We start from the raw sequence: 23,754 nt of genomic DNA on the forward strand, positions 1-23,754 counted from the left end.
TTACTATATATCTTTAGCAAAATTAAATTCTTTAAACTCAATATTACTCATCTTTTATTATTCTTATATTATAATTATATTCTCCCAATTCTTTTCCACTTTTATAATCTAAAATTACTATATCACCACTGGATGTTTTAAAATTTATATCATCCTTAAAAACTATAGTTCCAATCTCATCGCCATGTGGTCCTATTTTCTCCTTTGAATATACAGCCTCTTGATCTTTCCCATCGGTAGTTACATTTTTAAGTTTTACTGTTATTCCTCTATCAATTCCATTATCAACTTTAAGTAAAAGTCCTCTTTTATGCGAAAAATCACTAAATGTTCCGACTATATATATTTTAAAATTATCCTGATCAACAACTTTTACGTTGTTCTTATCATCATATTTTTTATTTCCTAGGATTTCAACGTTAGAGACAACATTGCTATTTGATTCTAATTTATCCTTATTCCAATCACATCCTATAAAAATAGACCCTAATATAAATCCAGCTATAAGAAGAACTATTGCTTTTTTCATATATAAAAAACCTCCATGAAATTCTCTATAATCAAAAATATTAAAATTTAATTTAAGTGATCACCACCTTGTAAATTGATTCATTCCTTATTTCTCTAATAATGAACTTTTTAAATTTAATCAATAAAAGTTCTGATTATTATAAAATTATTTTGAATCAAAGCTTGTTTTAACTTTATATCACATCTTAATTTTATAAAAATCATCTAATACAAACAATCGAAATACATTTCATTAATCTTACAATTTTGCAACAAAAGGTTAAAAACACAAAAATAAGACTGTATCAAGTTATTTATTAAATAATTTGATACAGTCTAAATTTTTATAAAGAGTATTAAACTAATTTATCTAAAACTGATTCACCGATTGTTCCTTCTGGCATTTTTAATCCAAAGTTATCAGCAATTGTTGCTCCAATAGTAGCAAATGTTTTTGGAGTTTCTAATTGTCCATGATTTTTCATTGATGGTGAATATGCTAAGAATGGTACATACTCACGAGTATGGTCTGTTCCTGTATATGTTGGGTCGTTACCATGGTCAGCAGTTATGATTAATAAATCATCTTCTTTTAAGTTTTCTAATACTTTTCCTAAGTTAACATCGAATTTTTCTAATTCTTCTGCATAACCTTGAGGATTTCTTCTATGTCCCCATAAAGCATCAAAGTCAACTAGGTTAACGAAGCAGAATCCTGTGAAATCTCTATCCATTATTTCTAATGTTTGTTCCATTCCATGAACTGAACTCTTAGATTTATTTCCTTCAGTTATTCCTTCTCCATCGAATATATCTTTTATTTTACCAACTGATATAACATCAAAGTTATTATCCTTTAGTTCATTAAGAACTGTTCTTCCGTATGGTTTAAGAGCATAGTCATGTCTGTTACTAGTACGCTTAAATTCACCTTTTTTAGTTCCTAAGTAAGGTCTTGCTATAATTCTTCCAACTTTCCATTCATCTTTAAGAGTTAATTCTCTTGCTATTTCACAACATCTATATAATTCTTCTAATCCGAAAGTTTCTTCTTGACCACAGATTTGTAAAACTGAATCTGCTGATGTATAAACTATCATATCTCCAGTTGCTATTTGATGTTCTCCTAATTCATCTAGGATTTCAGTTCCACTAGCACTCTTATTTCCAACTATTTTATGACCAGTTTTTTCGCTTAATTCATCTAATAATTCCTTAGGGAATCCAGTATCTGTGAAAGTTTTAAATGGCTTAGTTATATGCAATCCCATCATTTCCCAGTGCCCTGTCATTGTATCTTTACCAACACTTGCTTCAGCCATTTTAGCTTGGTATCCTAATGGATTTGCCACTGGAGCTACATGTTTTATTGGATGTAAGTTTCCTATACCCATTTTTTGAAGATTAGGTATTTTAAATGTGTCTACTGATTCGGCAATATGACCTAATGTATCTACATTTACATCTCCATATTGTTTTGAATCATCCATTGCACCTATTCCTAATGAATCTATTACTATTGTAAAAATTCTTTTATACTTGCTCATCTTTAGACCCCCTATTTGTCTTTCTGTTACCTATAATGATTTTTAAGATTTTATATTTATACTACCTATATTTTATTCTAATAATTAGAAACTCTAAGACTCTAGCCTCATAAAACTGAAGCTAAGAGTTATCACATAAAAATTAAATATTTAAAACTTATAATTCTTTAAAAATTCTATGCGTTTTCTCTCATTTGGTCTTCTTTAATTAAGTTTCTTATTCCTTCTATTCCAGCTTTGATTGCAAGCTCTGTATCATGTACTTGAGGATTATCAAGACCTTCTTTTTGTCTTTCTTGGTTAGCTATAGTTAGAAAAACAGCTCCTACTCTTACTCTTAAGTAACTTCCTACTATAAATAATGCTGCTCCTTCCATTTCTGAACCTAAGCATCCACATCTTTTCCATGCTTCCCATTTATTTAATAAGTCATAGCTTACAGGTTTAGTTTCTGGTGAATGCTGTCCATAAAATGAATCTTTTGATTGAACTACTCCAGTATGATATGGAACCTTTAATTCTTTAGCTCCTTTAACTAATGCATTTATTACATCTAAGTTTGCTACTGCTGGGAATTCAATTGGAGCATACTCTCTTGAAGTACCTTCTGCTCTTATAGATCCTGTTGCTATTATAAGGTCTCCACCTTTAACATTTAAATCTATTCCACCACAAGTTCCTACTCTAATGAAAGTATCTGCTCCACATTTAACTAATTCTTCTAATGCGATTGCAGCTGATGGACCTCCAATACCTGTTGAAGTAACACTTACTTTAACCCCATCTAAATATCCTGTATATGTAACATATTCTCTTTTATCTGCTACTAATTGTGCATTGTCTAAGTATTTTGCTATTTTAGCACATCTTTTTGGATCTCCTGGCATGATTACATATCTTCCAACTTCTCCTGGTGCCACATCTATATGAAATTGTTTTTCTGAACCTTGTGAATAAATCATTTATATTTCCTCCTAATTACTTGTTTCTTATAACAATTTTAAACTTGTCTAATTAGTTGTCTATTTTATATTTATATAATACTACACATCTTAAAAATTATCAAACGTTTACAGAAGTTTTTTTAATTATTTATTGGTTATTAAGGCAAAATCTTTTATAATTTAAATAAATAACACTTTATCCTAGTACAACTTGTTTGTAACTTGTCTATTTTTTAGGAAGGTGATTATAAATGGAGATATTAACTGTAAATAAACCTAAAGAATTATTATATGTTACGGTATATGATAAACTTTTTAAAATGATTAATGAAGGAACTTTTCCTGAAAATAGTAGACTTCCTTCTGAACCAGAACTTGCTAAAAGCCTAGGTGTTAGTAGAAGCACACTTAGACAAGCTTTAGCCCTACTTCAAGATGATGGATTAATAAGAAACATTAGAGGCAAAGGAAATTACATACTTAAAGAAAGTAAAACTGATACGACGGGTTTAGAAAAAATAGGACATCCTGTTTATAAGTGTTTAGATTTAGAAACAAATGATGTTGAATTAGATTTTAAAATAGAACCCCCATCAGATTATTATAAGAAAATATTGGGAGATAAATCTGTGGCAACTGTTTGTGTTGATAGATGGTATTTAAATGATAATTCAACCTTAGCTTATACTTACACAATAATAGCCATAGAAGCTATATCAAAATTTAATATAGATTTATCAGATAAAAATAGTATTTTGCAATTTGTTGAAGAAGAAAGTTACAAAGAGTGTTCAAAAATAAAAAGCACTATTAAATTTACTACAGCGGGTAACTTTGTAACTAAAAATCATCCTATTCCAAATGAAACACAATTTTATCTTATTGATGAGGCTATATATTCAGACTCAAAATTCCCAATTATATTTAACAAACACTATCTTCCAATGAAGCATAGTACGTTAAAAATAAATCCTAATAAATAATAAAATAAAAAGGACTATATGGTAACTCAATAATAATCTTTTAACTTCTTAGTAAATCTTATTAACTATTGAAGCATAATTTTCTGAGTTATCTTTATATAGCCCTTTTATTTGTAAAACCTAAATATTTGCGATTATTTTTAAATTAAAATGCTGTAAAACCACCATCAACTGGCATAAATATTCCAGTGACATTGCTTGCTTCTGGTGAAGCTAAAAATAATATTACATCAGCAACCTCCTCTGCTTTTGCAACTCTGTTTTGAGGAGAATTAACTTTTCCTGATACTATTCCCCCCTCAACTTTAACTCCAGCTTTAGCCGCAGCCTCTCTTTTTCTTTTTAAGAAATCTAAAGCCTCATGATACATTGGTGTATCTGTAGTTCCTGGGTTAACTGCATTTACTCTTATACCGTATTTAGCATAATCTAATGCCATATTTCTAGTAAGTCCATTTAATCCATGTTTAGATGTTACGTAAGCTGAATGTCCTGGAAAGCCTGTTAATCCCGCAACAGAGGAAACATTAATAACAGCCCCACCTTTATTTTGCTTTATCATCTCTTGAATACCATAATGAGAACAATGGAATGCTGTAATTATATTACAATCTATAACATTTCTAAACATCTCTTCAGTCATCTCATGTACTGGTGCAGGCGTTCCTGTTATTCCTGCATTATTTACTAGTATATCAATGCCTCCAAATCTATTTATAGCTGTATCAACAATCTTCTTACAATTTTCACCTTCTCTTAAATCACATATTATGAATTCAACATTCGGAGTTATTTCTCTTATTTCGTCTAAAGTTTCTTTACTCATATCTTCTTTTCTATCTGCTAAAACTAATTTAGCACCTTCTTTGGCAGCTCTTAAGGCCACGGCCTTTCCTATTCCGCCTGCTGCACCTGTAACAATGATAACTTTATCTTTGAATCTTCCTGAAATTATTTCACTCATCTTTCTATTATTAAAGATTTAAACATTAACTGTAATCTCTAATAATAACTCACCTCCCCATAAATATTTTCCCTTAAAGCGCTTTATGTTATAAAGTACTATATCCCCCTTAAGAACTTATGTCAACATACTTTTTTAACCTTATTTTTCTATCAACCAACTGATTTTTAAATAATATTTGCCTCCTAGTAAATAATAAACATAGCTTGTACTTTATATTTCTTTTCCTAATGAATATTAGTATAAAATTTCTCTATATTAATTTGGCAAAAAAAATTTATAATAATCAAAAAAATATACTAAATTTCCAAGTCAAATACTACAACCTTAGGTATATTGAAAAATCTAAATTTAATCTATTTTGCTTCTTAGATACACCTTTATTATAAAATTTGTATCTCTATTTTCACTATATAAAAATAAATTTGTTATTTAAATTTAATTATTTTCATTTATTATGAGAATACTAAAAAAGATAATTCAAGTACAATTTATATCATAAATTGTAAAATTTTATCTAATATGTTAGACTTATTTAAAAACTACAAAAGAAAAATTTAATAAATTAACTTAAGCTAAAATTTTAAGAATAAAATAAAACTTGTATTTAAATACGGTCTAGAATTTAATTGATTAGGAGAAAATACCATGAAAAATTTTAAGAACAAAGGATTTATAGTTACTTTAATTTTAGCAGTTATTATAGTGTCTGCATTTGTTGTTTATAAAACAAATTTTTCAAAAAACAATTTAAAAGAAAATTCAGTTAAAGTTGAAGCTAAAACTAAAAAAGAAAATGATTCTAAAGAAGATTCTAAGAGTACAGTAAATAACACTAAAAATATCGAATCAAATACTGAATCAAAAGTTGAAAATAGATTTGAAGGAATAAAAACTACTTCGCAGGATATGAATATTCCTATATTGTGTTATCATGATGTAACTGCAAATAATCCAAATAACAATGGTCTTTTAATAAGTCCAGAAAAGTTTAAGGAACAGCTTCAATATTTAAAGGATAATAACTATACTCCAATAACTTTAGACGAGCTTTATGATTATTTAAGAAATAATAAAGAGATTCCAGAGAAACCAGTTGTTATAACTTTTGATGATGGATATAAAGGAAATTATGAATACGCTTATCCTATATTAAAAGAATTTAAATTTCCAGCAACAATGTTTGTAATCTCAAACTATGTTGGCGGATCTGATTTCATGACAACTGAGCAAATAAAAGAAATGTCTAACAATGGAATTCAAATAGAAAGTCACACATCCAAACATGACGATTTATCAAAATTAAATGAAACTGAACAAGTTGAAACCTTAAAAAACTCTAAAACTAGTCTAGAAAAAATTATTGAAAAGCCAGTAAATTTCGTTGCTTATCCTTTTGGTAGACATAATCCTAGCACAAGAATAGCAGCTGAAAAGGCTGGATATAAGTTAGGCTTTAATTTAAATGGCAACTTTGCTGATAGAAAAGATCATAATTTTAACATGGATAGAATTTATGTTAACGGCAATGATTCATTAAAGGAATTTGAAAATAAATTAACAGGAAAATAAAAAAATAAAGGGTTGTATCAAAACTAATTTATAAGTTTTATTATTTAAAGTTTTGATACATGCCCTTTTTATTTTTAAAAATATTACTCTAACATTACATCTTTTCTTTAAAGCCAACATAAAATATATAAATATTTTTAATCTTTAGCAATCTTTACATATTGAATATCAATAAATAATTGTTGATTATTCTCAAAATCGATGGTATACTAGGCGTAAATTTAAGAAGTAAGTTATTTGAAATAGTATTTTTCTTAATTAAAATACTTTTTAAATATTAAATTATATATATGATTAAAAAGGAAGGAAAATTTTATGGATATCATGTATGATGTTGCTATTATAGGCCTTGGCCCCGCCGGTTCTACCTTAGCAAGATTACTCTCTAAAGAATTTAAAATTATTGCTATAGATAAAAAAGACTCTCTTGAGAAAGGATTTCAAAAACCTTGTGGAGGATTACTTTCCTCTGATGCTCAAGAAGTATTTGCAAAGTTTGATATGACTTTGCCTAAGGATATTCTAGTTGATCCACAAATTTTTGCTGTTAAAACTATAGATTTAGATAGCAGCTTGACTCGTCATTATCAGAGATTCTATTTAAATCTTGACCGTCATAAGTTTGATTTATGGCTAGAATCATTAATTCCTAACAATGTTGAAATTCACAGTAATTCAGCTTGTTCTAAAATTGAAAAGATTGAGGAAGGTTATAAAGTAACATTCTTTGAAAATGGATTTGAAAAGGTAATAACAGCTAAATATCTAGTTGGAGCTGATGGTGCTAACTCCTTAGTACGTCGTACTATTTACCCAAATAAAAAAATAAGAACCTATATGTCTATTCAACAATGGTTTTCTGAAGAGCATGAAAATCCATTTTACTCTTGCATATTTGATGAAGAAAATACTGATTGTTGTTCCTGGTCTATTTCTAAGGATAATCAATTTATTTTTGGTGGTGCTTATCCTTTAGATAATTCAAGAGAAAGGTTTGAAAAACAAAAAAGTAAGTTAGAAAACCTTGGATTTAAATTTGGACAACCTCTTAAAACTGAAGCATGTCTAGTTTTAAGACCATCTAAGTATTCTGATTTTTGTTGTGGAAAAGATAATGCCTTTTTAATAGGTGAGTCTGCTGGATTCATTAGTCCAAGTTCCTTAGAAGGTATAAGCTCTGCTATAACTAGTGCTCAATACTTAAGTGAAATATTAAATTCACATAGCAAGAATCCTAATAAAAAATATAGATTTAAAACTTTTAAAATTAGACTTAAAATATTTTCAAAGCTATTTAAATGTCCTTTTATGTACAACAAATTTTTACGTAAGATAGTTCTAAAAAGTGGACTACAAAGCATAGGTATTATTCCAACTAAAAAATAAAATAGGCTGTATCATTTTGATACAGCCCTTTAAAAAATAGTTTATTTAATGTCATTCTTATCATTTAACTGTTTCAAAGCATTTCTCAAGACTTCAGGTATAGGCACTCCTAATGCTGCACAATTTTCTAATATACTTATCCCCTCGTTTGATATATAAAAATAACATATCAGTGTTCTAAACATCCAAACTTCATTACTTAAAAGTCTATCTAACATAACAGCAACTAAAAGAACTATTAGTATTGATCCCTTCTTAGCTATTCCTTTTAATCCTATATTTGAACATAGCTCTTTATTTATACACCCTTTAATTACACCTGTTAGATAATCTAAAAAAATAAATACTACTAAAGTGATTAGTGGAACATCCCATGCTCCAAATATCCAAGTGAATAAAGTTCCTAAAGACACAACTCCTAATTTTATATAACTTATTATATTTTTCATAAGAACCGTACTCCTTAAACTTAATTAAATTTATATTACACATTTAAATATATAATATAATATTTAGGAATTCCTTTAATTATACTTATTTTTCAAATATAATTTTAATAATAGTATTTATCTCATAATCATCAATTATATTATCACCATTCATATCATACTCTGATTTTTCTTGATTGTAGTACTTAGATGCTACAGCTAAATCACCTACATCTACTACTCCATCCTTATTTAAATCACCAATTATCTTTTCTTCTATTAAAACCTCTAAACTAACCTTTTCTGAAAGTTTTCCTTGTCTATTTTTAGATGTTACTTGAATATTATAAACTTTGTTTTTATCCAAGCTATCTAACTCATACTCTAAAACATCCTTACCTACTTCATCTAAAACTTTTCCATCTTTAAATAAGACATATCCTGTTATTCCATAATCATCTTCTGGTTTATCCCAAGCTATTTTAACAGCATCCTCTAGTTTTTCTATTTCTCTTAAATTATTTGGAGAATTTGGAGTAACTTCTTTTTCAAAGACATTTAACTCAGCTGCTGAAGCAAAGCCTCCTCCCCCTTGTAAGGCTACTAACTTAATATGAGTTGCAAGTTCTCCATCTAATTCTACTATCTTAGTACTTGAATCTTCTGCCCAAGTTCCTTCAGAAACCTTTTTAAAATTATCTCCATCAGTGCTTACATATAGTTCATACTGAGTAATAATTCCATTGACTCCTCCACTTTGTCTTGGTACATATTCAAATTTATCTACTAAATATTCTCCTCCTAAATTTAAAGTAATATCTTGTGGCAATTCATCTTTTGGTGAATATTTTGTATGCCATATAGTGTTTAAGTTATCATCAATAGCAAAGCTAGCTAATCCTTCTGTTCCTACATTAGGATGTTCACTACTTGCAGTTGCAGTCATTTGTGATTTATCTATTTGCAAGCTTGATTCTAAGCCTACATTTATTTTATATTCTTTTATCTCTCCATTTTCTGCTTGGACAGTAATCTTAATCACAGTATTATTTTCTTCAATATAGAAAATTGATTCTTCCATGTTAGAACCATACTGTATCTCTTCCCCATCTAATGTTATAGATACTTTCGCCTCATCTTCCATAGCCTTTGCTTTTATCTTAACAGTATTAACTCCTTCAGGACATTTAACTGAATAGTTTGTTATATCTGCATCGAATTCTGGATTTAACTTCATATCTCCATCTATTTCAATGCTTTCTAAGGCTGCATTTCCTTCGAACTTTCTATTTAAAGTTATTTTATAGTAATTTATTTTTGAATAATCTTCTGATGTTACTTTTACAATTATGCTGTTAACTCCTAAATCTAAAGAAATATCAACCTTTGATCCTTCAAATTTAGTATTTCCATTAAAGATTTCAACCTTTGACTTTGGATTATTCTGAACCGCCTCTATATTTATACTTTCAACATCCCTGTCTACAGAATAAGTATAATTTAAATTATCTGGAGTAAATCCATTTATTTCTTCCCCATTTACTTTTAAAGTTGAAAGAGAAACATCATTGTTTTCTCTTCTTATAACAGATACTCTATACATAGATTTAGACTTTCCATCCTCTGCTATAGAATATATTTGCACTGTATTATAACCAGAAACTAAATTTATTTCTCCACTAAATGAATTCCCATCTACTTTTTCATGAACTTCTCCATTCACTAAAACTACCAATTTACTATTTGGTGATTTTCCTTCTACAGAAATATTCATAGTATCACTTGTTGTAGAACCATTAGCAGTATAGAAATATCTATTTTCACTAAATTCTGGCATACCTTCAATACCAGTAACGCTTATATTATCTAGTTTAGATTCACTTTCCTTAAATTTTTCTAATTGAACAGTATAGATTTTAGTTTCTCCAGTTATAGAAGTTAATTTAATGCTTATATCTTTACTTTCGTCAACAGAAATAGGAATCTTAAAGTTTAATCCCCCTACTCCTTCTGCTATACTCTCTTCATCTAAAAGAACCTCTATACTAGTATCTTTAGTTAAAGTTTCTAAATTAAAATCAACTTCATTAACTGATGATGGAGCTTTTACACTATAATTTTCAATATTTGTATCGAAATTAGTAGTAAGTCCTGCTCCATTAATATCTAAAGTCGCTAAACCAAGGCCACTAGGAATTACTTCTTCTCCAAACTTAACTTCTTTATCATTAACCTTAAACTCACTAAATACAAATTCATGAGATTGATTAGGATTAGCTGTTAAAATTCCAACTTTTGCATTGTTTGAAACTCCATTATTAGTTAAGCTACTACCAACTTGAATCCAATCAACTCCATTTATAGAATAATAACCTTTTATTATGTTATCATTCTTTTCTAACTTGAAATATATTTCATTTTCATTTATATCAGCTGATACTCTACTTTCATTTGGTGAACCCGAATCTTCTGTAACTACATTGATAGTAGGATTACCATTATTATGCTTTCTCTGTATTGCCACATAGTTATCATCATCATTGTAAATTACAATACCAGCTTCTTCATATCCTGATTGAGTTTTACCTTTCATCTTACAAGTTAATGTATAATTATTTTGATCTTCTAAAACATCTGTTAAGAATATATTGTTAGCTGAATTACCTGTTGCCCATAGTGATCCTCCACTAGTCATTATGCTAATAGTATCTTCATCTAATAATCTCCATTTACTATAATCTTCTCTTACTATAGACCAATTATCAGAAAGCTCTAATGATGCTTTCGACTCTATTTCCTTTGTCTTATCTCCTTGAATATTAAATGTGATACTATTGGATTCATATGCCCTTGTGTCTGATACAACAAAAGCTTTAACCTCTGCCGTTCCCTCACCAACAGCAACTACTTCTCCATTCTCATCTACCCTAACAACATTTTCATCACTACTATAGTATTGAACTATACCCTGTCCATCTTTTTGATTACTAGCATTAATCTTTAAATCATCTCCTACAATATTAATATTATTAGCTGGATTACTCATATTTGAAGTATTTATCCTCATATTTAATCCATTATCATATTTATTGTTTTCAATATTAATATTGTTTGAACCTGAAAAATTAAACATAGGTGATCTAAAGGTTTCTCCTAAAGCGTCAACATTTAAAGTCGTAACTTCTCCTACTTTTAAATCCTCAACTTCAGATGATATTTTCACTTCAGCATTTGTATTATATCTATTTATTGTATTATTTTTAAAAGTTAAATTTCCTACACTTTTACCATCTAATACAGTGGTATCCTTTATATTAAAAATATTATCTTCTATAACTATATTATTGTGAATTGGGTTATTTTCATTAAACTGTTGATTTGTTGGTCCAAAGTAAATCACAGGTCCAGAAGATCTATCAAATATATTATTTCTTATTATTACATCATTTGTAGGGCCTGATTCATACCATTGGTGAGCATCACTTGATATGAATATACTAGACATTCCCATTCCATCAAAGTAGTTATTTTCTATTAAAACTGGCTTTCTTGTTGTAACTAATATACCTCTAGTTGGAGTTTCCATGAATCTATTATTAGTTATTTCAACCTCTGGTGTATAAGTTATATTTTCAACTACGTGGGTATTTCCAGCTAGAACATCATCTGGAATATCTCTATCTAAAGTCACTATTATGTCTGTTAAACTTCCTTCTGAACTTGTTCCTGATGGCCCTTCAACATCTATTACTTTAGCTATGGAATCTTCTACCGGTAACATAGTTGTCTTAGTAAAGAATTGCACCTCATCTCCTACATAAAATTGTGGAAATCCTGCTGTCTCATTATGCATATATCTTACTTTAACTTTATTTGGAGCTAGCTTTTCTTTTACTTCAAGATAAGTTCCATGGACATTTATAGGATCATCATGAGGATTAGAAAAGTCATTATTATTTATTTTTATTTTTCCCTTAGTACCTGACATCTGTATGAAATCTGCAAAACCGGCTGTAGCTCTACCTGAACCATCTCTACTTTTAAAATCAACACTATCTATAGTAATATTCTCTGAAAATTGTCCAACAATTCCAAAACCATGTAAATAATTTGCACCTATATTACTTATGGTTACATCTTTACTTTCCCAAATAAAGACTCCTGGAGTATCTCTAATAGTTTCTCTCATTTGATAAATTATGCCTGCATCCTCTGAAACAGCATTAGTATTATATGTTATCTTTACTCTATTATCTTCTAACTGTTCAATATTATTTACATTTGAGAATAATGGATTTCCCCCTCTTCTAGTTTCTCCAGTATTAGCATTGTAATATTGAGAGTAATTAAAAGAATTTCTACCAGTCCAATAATACTTTCCTGTAGTTGGACTCTTTTCACCGAACCAATTAATGCCATTGTTTTCTATCTTATAATCATAGGTTTCAGGAATATATACAATTCTATAACCTTTTCCATTTTCTACTCCTATTTCTTCTATGGTAACGTCTACAGTTTTAGGGTTAACATAATCAAAAGAAAAATTTTCAAACCTTACATTATTTGATCGTATTGATGCAAAAGCTGTTTGAAATCCATGATAACTAAAATGTGATCCACCACCATCAACTATGACATCATCCATATCTTCTATTAAGATACCAATATTCTTGTCCTTGTAATTTTGATTTGTTCCAACGGTATTTGAAACATATAATTCCCTCTTTGGTGTATTTTCCGGATAAAGAGTGTATTCCCCTTTAGGAAAATATATCCTCTTTGGTCCATCAATCTCCTTCGCATATTCTATAGCTTTATTAACAGCTTCGGCAGAATCAGTCCTTCCAGTTGGATCAGCCCCAAACATAGTAACATCAACAACGGTGCATTCTTCCTCATCTACATAAGTTGATATTTCCTTCTCATAAGCCTGTACATCGTACATGAATACATTAGATATACTACTTACAGAAACCGTCGTAGCTACTAACAATATTAACATCTTCATTTTGTTTCTACGCATACTAATCTCCCCCATTTATTTTAAATATATTTCATATAACATGCATTTAAATTTAATTTCCTTTATAATAACTTAATCATATAATCAAATACATATTTTACCATTTAAATACTAATATTAAACACTTTTACTTATATTCCTTTAACAAATAAAAATTTATTTTATTTAAACATAATAAAAAGATAGTGAGATATTAACTTTTAATCTCACTATCTTTTTATAATTATTCTAAATCTCTTAATCTTTCAACTATACTTTCTTTACTTACAAGATTATATCCAATTAGAGGTACTGTTATCATTAATATTGAAATTATAATTAATGCTACTAATATTGATATTAAGCATAATCCTAAATTAAACCCTTCACTTATTGGTGGTAATAACATTGGTGCAACAAAGGATACTATAAACCCTAAAGGTATTATTAGTATTGATATTAACCCAATATAATATATTCCTTCAAAAAGTATCATTTTCTTCAATTGCTTTTTAGTCATCCCTACAGACTCAAGCATTGCAAATTCAACTTTTCTTGCAAATATTGATGTTAACATTGTATTTATTATATTTATAGCTCCTATGATTCCTAAAATTAAGGATAATATTGATCCTATTATAAGAAATATAGCTTTCATTTCCTTTATTCCTTTAATATAATAATTCTTTGAAAGCAAGCCCAAAGTTCTATTTTCAGATTTAACAAGAATATCGGTTATTTTTTTATCCATATCCCCAATATCTACCCCATCATATAATTCTATATTTAATTGTTTTATATATTGATCTGGATTAGGAAATATAGTTTTTAGTGCTTCTTCTTCAATATTTAAATTTAATAAATTATTAACCCTTTTATCCTTTTTATTCTTTGAAACAATAGCCATAATTTCAAATTCTTTTTTTATCTCTTTACTATTCCCATTTTTATCCTTTACTCTAAATTTTAAAGGTAAAATATCACCTACTTTTAAATTTATAGGTCTTCCTGAATCTGTGTAGTAAATAAGGTAGTTTCCAGTTTTAAATTTTTCCTCATCTATTTTTCCATCTATAACATCTAAGCCTTCTAACTCTTTATCTAAGTTCTCTGACTTTAAACCAACCACTTCAGTTCTTATTAAGTCCTTAGCTAAATCAATTTTACTTAACCACATATAATTTTTTTCTGATTCCATTAAATCATTAATTTCTTCTTTAAACTTTCCATCTAAAATAATATCAACACCAAACCCAAATGTATTACCTTCGTCATCTTCTTCAATTACACTATAAAGAGGTGTAACTTCTTTTACTCCCTCTAAATCGCTTATCTTTTTAATAAGCTCTTGATTTATAGGCTTATATTCCTCTTCACCCCAGAAATGACCTATATTATTATTTACTTCAATATCTGAAACCATCTGATTTTCAGCATGTGCAATTGGATCCATTCCTAATGTAGCATTTACTGTAAATATTACTATAACTGAACTTAATGATATTGATATTATGGACAAAGTAACCCTTTTTTTATTTTTTAATATGCTACTCCAGGCCATCTTATGAAGTTTGCCTCCATTCATCCCACTTTTGTTTTTCTTTTTTGATTTAGAATCATCTAATGAGACGAATCTCACAGCTTCAATAGGTGAAACTTTTCCTGCTATTTTCCCTGGTTTTCTGCAACTTATTATTACAGTTAGGAGTGAAAATATTGTTGATAATAAAAATATTATTGGGTTCTTTGATATAACTACAATATTTCCAAAAGTAGTTACTTTCAATGCTAATGGTAATACGAAGCTAGCTATTAAATATCCCAGTATTAAACCTAAAGGGATTCCTATAATTGATAATTTTAAAGCCTGTTTTAAGATTATTTTTTTTAATTGTTTCGACGTTGTTCCAATAGTTTTTAATAATCCATAAAACCTTATATCCTTGCTTACTGATATATAAAAAATGTTGTATATTATTAAATACCCTGTAAAAACCATAAGTAATATTCCAACTGATATAGCTAAAATTTGTTCTATTTTATTGCTATCAAAGACTATTCCTTTATCCTCATACTTTGGATGGACCTTTCCCATTGTTGCTCCAATTTCATTTACTAAGTTTTCTATCTCACCTTTAGCTTCCTCAAAAGTTGAATTTTCATTTAAAGTTTTTACATTTACGTAAGCAACCTTAACTCCATCTACATTTTCTATGTCTTTACTATATTTATTTATAAAATCCTGTGATACAAATATTGATGTGCGTCCTGCTCCTCTTGAAACTAAAGATTCATAATACCCACTAAGTTTAAAATCAAAAGTTTTAACTTCTCCACCTATAACTAAGTCTAAACTTATTTTTTCTCCAACCTTATTAGTTACATCAAGAACATCTAATACCCAAGTTGGCACTAATACTTCATCTTCTTTCTTAGGATAATTTCCTTCTATAGGAATAATAGCCATCATATCATAAGTGTTTTTATCAGCTGATTGAAGAATTATATTTTCATTTAAGAATTCTTTATTTTTAGCTGTATCCATACTTGCTAATTGAGCTACTCCTATTTTGTCTACTCTATCAATCTCCTTTAACTTATCCAAACTTTCATCAGTAACATTTATATACCCATCTGAATCTACTCCATAATTACTAATCATATTAAAGGTTTTATATGAATTGTAGAATGTTATTCCTCCTGTTATCATGACAGTTATTAATAATGTGGTTAGGGCTATTGATAAGATTGTAAATATATTTCTCATCTTATTAGCCTTTAAAATTCTTCTACTTATTTTATTTGTTATCTTGCTATTATTATTTCCTAACATTAACTCCTATCCCCTTTTATTAACGATTCTTCCATCTTCAATTCTAATAATTCTATCAGCCATTTGAGCTATTTGTTCATTATGAGTAATCATTACTATTGTTTGATTAAATTCTCTACTAGTTACTTTTAATAATCCTAAAACCTCTTGTTCTGTTTTTGAATCTAAGTTTCCTGTTGGCTCATCAGCAAAAATTATTGATGGCTTTGTTGCTAATGACCTAGCAATTGCTACTCTTTGTTGTTGCCCTCCCGATAATTTACTTGGAAGTCTATTTTCTTTTTCTTCTAGCCCTAAAGTTTTTATTATATTATCAACATATTTCTCATCAACCTTATTTCCATCAAGCTCTATTGGTAAGACTATATTTTCATATACATTCAATATTGGGACTAAGTTATAACTCTGAAATACAAATCCTATGTTTCTACGTCTGAATACTGTAAGCTCATCATCATTCATAGAAAATATATCATTGCCCTCAACAAAAACTTTTCCTTCTGATGCTCTATCAAGACCTCCTAGCATATGAAGTAATGTACTTTTACCTGAACCAGATGTTCCAACTATTGCAACAAACTCACCTTTATTTATCTCAATGTTAACTCCATCTAAAGCCTTAACTAAGTTTTCCTCTTTTCCATAATATTTTTTTAAATTCTCAGTTTTTAATATACTCATATTCCCAATCTCCCTTTTCAAAACAATTTATTTTAAACCGAATTATTCTTCTTCCTTACAATAAAATCATATCATCTAGCATACCTTTAAATCCTCACAGCCTTGTTATATTTATCCTTTGAAAAATAACAATTTTGTGATTTTTTTAAATTACTATGTTTATATATTATTGATTTCTATCTATACCTTCAGACCAAACTTCAATTTTGACTATGTTTTAAATCAATATTGATATATGAACATAAAAAAAGCGGACAAATTAATTTGTCCACTTTAATTCTTAGTACGAATTAATATAATATTAATTTATCAAGGCTATTTCATTCTTTTTTCAAGTATAAAACTACCTTCTTCCAAATCCCTTAGATTTTCAATTCTCACAACATGAAAACCACATTTGTTAATATAAAAATTATGATTTCTATGAAAGAGAACTTAATTTTTAAGGAAAATTGAGAATGTACTTCCTTCATTTTTCTTTGAAACAACTTTCATGTATCCACCTTGTTTTGTAATTATTTCATTACTTAGATATAATCCAATTCCAACGCCTTCAACATCAGATACCTCTCTAGCTCTATAAAATCTTTTAAATATTTTATTTATTTCTTCTTCTGAAATTCCTATTCCATTATCACTAACATCTATCTTTGTAAAAATCTCAAAGCTTTTTATATTGACTTCAATCTTTCCATTAGGCTTTGTATATTTAACTGCATTATCTATAACATTAAATAAGGCTTCACTTGTCCATTTTTTATCGTGATTTAATTTTAAATTATCAGGACATTCTACTATTAATTCAATTTCTTTTTCTTCTGCTTTTAAATAAACATTACTTAATGCATTGGCTATGGTATCACTTATTAAGCTTTCTTTTTTATTTAACTTTATTATGTTACTCTCTAATCTAGACATTTTTATTAATGACTCAACTAGCCATTGAAGCTTAGAAACTTGAAACTGCATATTCCCTAGAAACATTTTTTGCTGATCTTTATTTAAATCTCTAGCTATTAAAGTTTCATTGTACATAGAAATATTAGCTATTGGAGTTTTTATTTGATGTGAAATATTAGCTATTAAGGATTGTATATTTTCCTTTTCAACTAATGCTTCTTTTCTATCATTCTCCATAATATCAAAAAGCCTCTTAAATTTATTTTGAACCTTTGATAATAAATTATCCTTGTATTTATATAGCTTAATATCTTCTTGATTACTCATAATTTTATCAATGGTATTACAAACATCTTCTGCAAAATTACTTACAGTAAATCTAGTTAAAACTATAAAGATCACTCCTATAGCTATCATTAATGAAATAAATATTCCTATTAAATTTATAACTCCATTTATTTCGATATAGATATTAGGCGATAATAAAACTATACCATCTAACTTTATTTTTAAAATAAAGAAAAATATAATTCCAACAAGCGAAAACAAAGAAAATATTATTAAGTATAAATAATTTAATATAAACGTCTTAACTTTTCTCAAAATTTTTCACCAGCCCATGCATATCCAATTCCATAAACAGTTTTTATATAATTAGATTTTGGATTTTTGTTTTCTATTTTATTTCTTAGCCTATTTATGTTTACTGTTAGTGCATGTTCCTCTATATACTCATCATTTTCCCAAATCTCTTCAAGTAAAGCTTGTCTTGTAAGAATTTCACCATTAGCTAAAACTAATTTTCTTAATATTTTATATTCCGTTGGAGCTAAAACAATATTTTCTCCATTCTTCTGAACTGACATTTTATCAAAATCAAATCTAAACTCACCAAGTTCTAAAATATTTGACTTATCTTCACTTTTTCCACATCTTCTTAGAACTGTTAAAACTCTTTCCCTTAAAATGTTCACATTAAATGGCTTTGTTATATAATCATCAGCCCCTATTCTAAGCCCCATTATTATATCAATATCCATATCACAGGCAGTTAAAAAAATTATTGGAGTAGAATATTTATTTTTTATACTTTTACAAAAATCAAAACCAGTTCCATCAGGCAAATTAACATCTAATAAAATTAAATCAACCGGCTCTTTTTTTAAAACATCTCCAGCCTCACTAAGATTAAAAGCTGAAAAGACTTCAAATCCATCCATCTGAAAATTAAATGCTATTCCCTGATTTAACATTTTATCATCTTCAACAAGTAATATACTATACATCCCCAATCCCCTTTTTCTTTATATTTATATATTTAAAATTTTACTACCTTTTAATTAGTCTATATTTTAAGTAAGTGTTGAATTTAGTCTTAAAACATTAACTAAAATCAACACTAATTTTTTCAACTTAAATTTTAATAATTGGCTCTGTTTTAAATCAATATTCACCTAAAACATATCTAATATTTATATTGTAAATAATATCATATAAAGAAATTTTTGTATTACAAAGGAAATATAAATTAACAATATGTCAATAAAACTATAATTATTTTTACATCAATAAAATACAATCTAAACTCAAAAAAATTTATCTTATAATTAAACTTTATATCAAAGTTTAATTATAGTTTATTTATTTATTATTTCATTAAGATTCTCTTTATCTTCATGTAATCTACTGAATATATTTTTCGAAGCAAGCGATATTATAATTGAGCAAATCATTGCTCCTAATAACACTTTCCAAGGAGTTGCTCCATATCTTTGAAATAAGAATCCATATAAAGCCTGACCTATTGGCATTGCACATAGAGATAATCCTAATAGACATGATATAACTTTTCCAACTATTTCAGGTGGTGTTTGTATTTGTATAAATGTCATCATTTGAATACTGAACATAGTTGCAAATGTCATAATTAAAAATCCCATTATTGAAATCACTAAATAACTTATAAATGGAGTCACTGGTACTAAAAATACAATAACCATAGGTAGTAATGCTATTGCAGCACATAGTACCAAGGCATTTGAATTTTTAATATTTAATTTTTGATGTAATACTCCTACTAATATTCCTCCTAAAACTGATCCAATAGCTAAAACTCCCTGTGATATTCCATATAAACTATCACTTAATTGTAAAGTTTGAGTTATTAATGCAGGCATTCCAACTACCATCATTGAACTTAAGAATAAGTTTAAAGCTGAGATTATTAGAATTGCTTTAAATAAAACTGGTTTTTCTTTTAAAATAAACTGCATGCTTATTTTAATGTCATCATATGCAAGTGAAAATAAATTTTTAGACGTGTTTATATTTTTTTGATTAGGTATGTTAATGAATATTTCCATTATTGCTGAAAATATAAAACAAATAATACTAACTACTAAGATTGGCTGAATTCCATAAAGTCCAAATAATATTCCTCCTATAGTTGGCCCTGTAAAGTTTGCTAAAGAACTTACCATATTTATAATGGCATTTCCCCTCATAATATTTTCTCTATCTACTAATAAAGGAATACTTGCTTGAACTGCTGGTTGATATGCTCCCTGTATTCCATACAAAGCCATTAAAACAACTATTAATAATACAACTAATGAATTAGTTTTGTAAGATAAAGTATAACCTATCATAATAATAGCCGTTAAAAAATCTAAAAATACCATGATATTTCTCTTGTTTACTCTATCAGCTATAACGCCTCCAACTAAAGATAAAAGTATCATTGGAATAAACGATGTTGCAGATACTAATCCAAAAAGTGCAACTGAATTGGTTTCTCTAAGTAAATATAGTGGCAATGCAAACCTAATAATAGCATTCCCAAACAAAGATATGATTTGCCCCAATACAACAATAGTAAAGTCCTTATTAAACAATTTTTTATTTTCCATATAACTCTCTCCTTTTTATTTTTAGTAAATTTTACTTTAAAATGCAACTCACTTTAATACCAACCGTTGGTATGTAAATTTGTTTTTTATAACTGCCCTATAGTAAGGCAGTTGTAAAATAATCTTATTTTATTATTTAACCCATTTTGAAATAAGACTATTATATACTTTTGTATAAGAAAGCTCTTATTATCGTTTAGATAAATTATCTAATTCAACAAGCTTATCATACATACTCTCATCAAAAACATTGATTCCCATTCCCTTTAAAAAAACATCATAAAACTTAATTTTATTTATCATATCTTGTGTTGAAACACTATAAACCAAAGGATTTAGCCAAATATTAGAAAGAATCAGCATAACTTCTGCAAGTTCTTTAGGATAATCAGTTTTTATTGACCCATCCTTTATTCCTTCTTCTATTATTGGCTGAATATAATTTGGTGCTATGATCTCTATACTGTCTTTAAGTTGCATAGCCAATAAGCTTGGATTATTGAGTAGCATTGGTGATGCTGTAAAGAATTTTTCTTGATTAGGGTTTTCAATAGAACTTTGAAATAATTTTCTTAACTTCTCTAATCCATTTAATGAGCTATCTTTCATAATACTTTTTACTTTTTCTTCTGTACTAGAATATATTTTATTTGCTACAGCTTCTAATATTTTTTCTTTTGATTTAAAGTGATGGTATATTGCGCCCTTAGTTAAGCCACCTAAGTTATCTATAATATCTTGAATAGAAGTATTTTCATATCCATTTCTAATGAATAAATCTAAAGAAACATCTAATATACGTTCTACCGTTTCTTCTGGATACTTATTGCGAGCCATAAATCTTCCTCCTTTCTTATACATACTAATAGTATGTATACAGAGTATCACCATAAAATTACATTGTCAATAAAAACCAAATAGTTTTTTAAATTTTTATAACTTAAACAAAGTTTTAGTTCCAATATTTTTAATAATGCCTTTATTAGGAACTTGTACTATTATTAAGAAGAAGTTTAATATATCTACAGATGATCCAGCTGAATTAATTATAGCTAATATTAATACTAAAATTGGACTCACTCCAATCCCAATTAATATAATTGGAAATATAAATGATAACATTATAAAGGGCATTATTGTAATAACTAAAAATCTAAATTTTGATAATTCTTCCTCAGTATAAACAAAACCACCCCACCATTTTAAAGATATAAATGTTGATTTTGACTTAATAAATTGTGGTATAAAAACTAAGTGTATTATTTCATGAAACAATATGTATAAATAGATTAAAATTATATATGATAATTTAATATTTATATTTATCTGATTACTACTAAAAATTCGACTTATTGAATCTGATAATTTTCCATTTACACTTATTAAAAACAATATGGATACTATTGCACTTATAAGTGATATTGGAATAGAAATTAAGGTCGCTTGTCTTAAGCTTTTAGGCTCTTTTAGAAATTGCCATCCTTCACTTACCATTTCATCATAAACTTCATTATTTTTTCTAGGAATTTTATTTATATATCTCATATACATCTCCTTTATAAATTAATTAAATCATAAATCACCCCAGTAAATTTTCACCTAATATAGCAGTATGTTTTCTTTACCATTTTGCTTAAATATTAATTCTATGTATGACTAATTTCAAGACTTTAAGAAAAACTGGTCATATTCCATGTGTACTAGGGTAAAATTCACAAAAAAATTAGGCTGTATAAGCAAAACTTTAATATAAGACTTATATGAGTCCTATATTAAATTTTCTATACAGCCTTTAAATATTATATCTTAGATACTTTAGTATAAATTAATACGCCTAAATTTTCTTAACAAACTCTGCCTTAACAAAACCTGTTACACCATATTTAGTAGTTATTCTATACCATCCAATATAGTCTGAATCTACCCAATCTATTCTAAATACTTCTCCTACATTTATAATTGCAACTACTTTTGAGTCTGTAGTTCCTTTTTCTCTAACATTTAAGAAAGTACTTACATTATTGGTAGTAGCCATTTGTAATTTCTCTACATAATTAGCATTTACATAGCCATTAATATTTTTATATTCAATATAATACCATCCTAAATAATTAGAATCCACCCATTTTATTATAAACCTATCTCCTGCTGGTATTTCTCCTACAATATTGGCATCTGATGTTCCTTTCGCTCTTATATTAAGATGAGTTGATACATTTTTAGTAGTAGCATTATCTAGCTTAAAATTATTTGTTACATCTAATATTTCTTCTTTAAACTCATCCATATCACAGCCACCATCTACTCCAGCTACAATTCCATTATCTGAATATTGGAACCCAATCCATCTATCCCAAATATCATTATTCTTTGGTGCATCTACACCATATTCAGCTATCCATAATGGATAAGCTCCTATCCTTTTATCTAAATTAGAATTAGCAAAACTTGTATAAGTGTAGACAACAACCTCTTTATTAGTTATTTTTCTTACCTCTTCTAAAAATTCTATGCACATAGTTGTTAACTCAGTAACTCCTACTCCCTCTGTAGTCTCAATATCCAATGCTAACTTACAATCATAATTAGTAGCACCTATTTCATTAAGATAATTTACGAAGTAATTAGCTTGTCCTTTTGCATCTTTATTGGCTCTAAAGAAATGATAAAAACCTACTTTTAATCCTTGAGCTTTTGCACCCTCATAATTTTGTTTAGCATAAGGATCCTTATAGTAATCTCCTTCTGTAGCCTTAATATAAACTACTTTAACTCCATCATTTTTTACACTTTGAAAATCTATATTTCCTTTCCAATTTGATACATCAATTCCTTTTAAATTATTACTATTTCTACTTTCCATGCTTAACTCCTTCTTTCGTATATTTTTTTATTATGTTACATTCTATGATTTTTGTACTTAAATTTACATAACATATATCATCCTTTCTAAATTTATATTTTTTAATAATTTAATTTTGAATTTTTGTTTTATTAATTTGTCCTTACGTATTATAAAAAGGAATTAAACTGTAATTTGTAACCCTAATATAAAAAAATTATTATTTTTTATATTATTTTCACACTAAAAAAGA

Annotated in this window: 17 protein-coding genes; 3 read left to right on the forward strand and 14 right to left on the reverse strand. The window is 27.7% G+C overall.

Annotated features, from left to right (window positions below):
* Window positions 1-43: 43 nt before the first annotated feature.
* From OIF33_RS12310 to udp, 3 genes are all read right to left on the reverse strand, one after another.
* The gene (locus OIF33_RS12310) at window positions 44-529 is read right to left on the reverse strand and encodes a hypothetical protein (protein ID WP_322504556.1); all 486 of its coding nucleotides are present in this window, start codon (window positions 527-529) and stop codon (window positions 44-46) included.
* A gap of 337 nt (window positions 530-866) precedes the next feature.
* Complete coding sequence (locus OIF33_RS12315) at window positions 867-2,057, reverse strand: phosphopentomutase (protein WP_322504557.1); 1,191 nt, start codon at window positions 2,055-2,057, stop codon at window positions 867-869.
* A 176-nt stretch (window positions 2,058-2,233) separates the two neighbouring features.
* Entirely contained in the window at window positions 2,234-3,019 is a 786-nt protein-coding gene (gene udp, locus OIF33_RS12320; RefSeq protein WP_322504558.1) for a uridine phosphorylase, read from the reverse strand.
* A 233-nt stretch (window positions 3,020-3,252) separates the two neighbouring features.
* Between udp and OIF33_RS12325 the strand changes: the two genes are divergently transcribed.
* On the forward strand, window positions 3,253-3,984 hold the full coding sequence (locus OIF33_RS12325) for a GntR family transcriptional regulator (protein WP_322504559.1): 732 nt from the start codon (window positions 3,253-3,255) through the stop codon (window positions 3,982-3,984).
* Between the two features lie 145 nt (window positions 3,985-4,129).
* On the opposite strand, the gene OIF33_RS12330 is transcribed toward OIF33_RS12325, so the two are convergent.
* The gene (locus tag OIF33_RS12330; RefSeq protein WP_322504560.1) at window positions 4,130-4,948 is read right to left on the reverse strand and encodes an SDR family oxidoreductase; all 819 of its coding nucleotides are present in this window, start codon (window positions 4,946-4,948) and stop codon (window positions 4,130-4,132) included.
* Window positions 4,949-5,596: 648 nt separating this feature from the next.
* Here OIF33_RS12330 and OIF33_RS12335 point away from each other — a divergent pair.
* On the forward strand, window positions 5,597-6,520 hold the full coding sequence (locus OIF33_RS12335) for a polysaccharide deacetylase family protein (protein WP_322504561.1): 924 nt from the start codon (window positions 5,597-5,599) through the stop codon (window positions 6,518-6,520).
* Window positions 6,521-6,835: 315 nt separating this feature from the next.
* A complete protein-coding gene (locus tag OIF33_RS12340; protein WP_322504562.1) occupies window positions 6,836-7,906 on the forward strand; it encodes an FAD-binding protein in 1,071 nt (356 codons plus the stop codon).
* 41 nt (window positions 7,907-7,947) lie between these two features.
* Here the strand turns inward: OIF33_RS12340 and OIF33_RS12345 are convergent, their stop codons facing one another.
* The 10 genes from OIF33_RS12345 to OIF33_RS12390 all read right to left on the reverse strand — a co-directional run bounded on the left by OIF33_RS12345 (window position 7,948) and on the right by OIF33_RS12390 (window position 23,522).
* On the reverse strand, window positions 7,948-8,355 hold the full coding sequence (locus OIF33_RS12345) for a phage holin family protein (RefSeq protein ID WP_322504563.1): 408 nt from the start codon (window positions 8,353-8,355) through the stop codon (window positions 7,948-7,950).
* 85 nt (window positions 8,356-8,440) lie between these two features.
* Window positions 8,441-13,357 (reverse strand): cadherin-like beta sandwich domain-containing protein, encoded by a 4,917-nt coding sequence (locus OIF33_RS12350; RefSeq protein ID WP_322504564.1) that lies wholly within the window; start codon window positions 13,355-13,357, stop codon window positions 8,441-8,443.
* A gap of 223 nt (window positions 13,358-13,580) precedes the next feature.
* A complete protein-coding gene (locus OIF33_RS12355; RefSeq protein WP_322504565.1) occupies window positions 13,581-16,169 on the reverse strand; it encodes an ABC transporter permease in 2,589 nt (862 codons plus the stop codon).
* 6 nt (window positions 16,170-16,175) lie between these two features.
* A complete protein-coding gene (locus OIF33_RS12360; protein ID WP_322504566.1) occupies window positions 16,176-16,850 on the reverse strand; it encodes an ABC transporter ATP-binding protein in 675 nt (224 codons plus the stop codon).
* Between the two features lie 435 nt (window positions 16,851-17,285).
* Window positions 17,286-18,353 carry a HAMP domain-containing sensor histidine kinase gene (locus tag OIF33_RS12365; RefSeq protein ID WP_322504567.1) on the reverse strand — a complete coding sequence of 356 codons (1,068 nt, stop codon included), beginning with the start codon at window positions 18,351-18,353 and terminating at the stop codon, window positions 17,286-17,288.
* The gene (locus OIF33_RS12370; protein WP_322504568.1) at window positions 18,350-19,036 is read right to left on the reverse strand and encodes a response regulator transcription factor; all 687 of its coding nucleotides are present in this window, start codon (window positions 19,034-19,036) and stop codon (window positions 18,350-18,352) included. Before OIF33_RS12370 ends, OIF33_RS12365 begins: the two co-directional genes overlap by 4 nt.
* 351 nt (window positions 19,037-19,387) lie before the next feature.
* Window positions 19,388-20,659, reverse strand: coding sequence for an MFS transporter (locus OIF33_RS12375; RefSeq protein ID WP_322504569.1), 1,272 nt, complete (start codon window positions 20,657-20,659; stop codon window positions 19,388-19,390).
* Between the two features lie 189 nt (window positions 20,660-20,848).
* Window positions 20,849-21,496, reverse strand: coding sequence for a TetR/AcrR family transcriptional regulator (locus OIF33_RS12380; protein ID WP_322504570.1), 648 nt, complete (start codon window positions 21,494-21,496; stop codon window positions 20,849-20,851).
* A 96-nt stretch (window positions 21,497-21,592) separates the two neighbouring features.
* Entirely contained in the window at window positions 21,593-22,204 is a 612-nt protein-coding gene (locus tag OIF33_RS12385) for a DUF3267 domain-containing protein (protein WP_322504571.1), read from the reverse strand.
* Between the two features lie 289 nt (window positions 22,205-22,493).
* Entirely contained in the window at window positions 22,494-23,522 is a 1,029-nt protein-coding gene (locus tag OIF33_RS12390; protein ID WP_322504572.1) for a GH25 family lysozyme, read from the reverse strand.
* Window positions 23,523-23,754 lie beyond the last annotated feature (232 nt).

The organism is Clostridium sp. LIBA-8841 (genome assembly GCF_034439435.1).
Taxonomy (GTDB): domain Bacteria; phylum Bacillota; class Clostridia; order Clostridiales; family Clostridiaceae; genus Sarcina.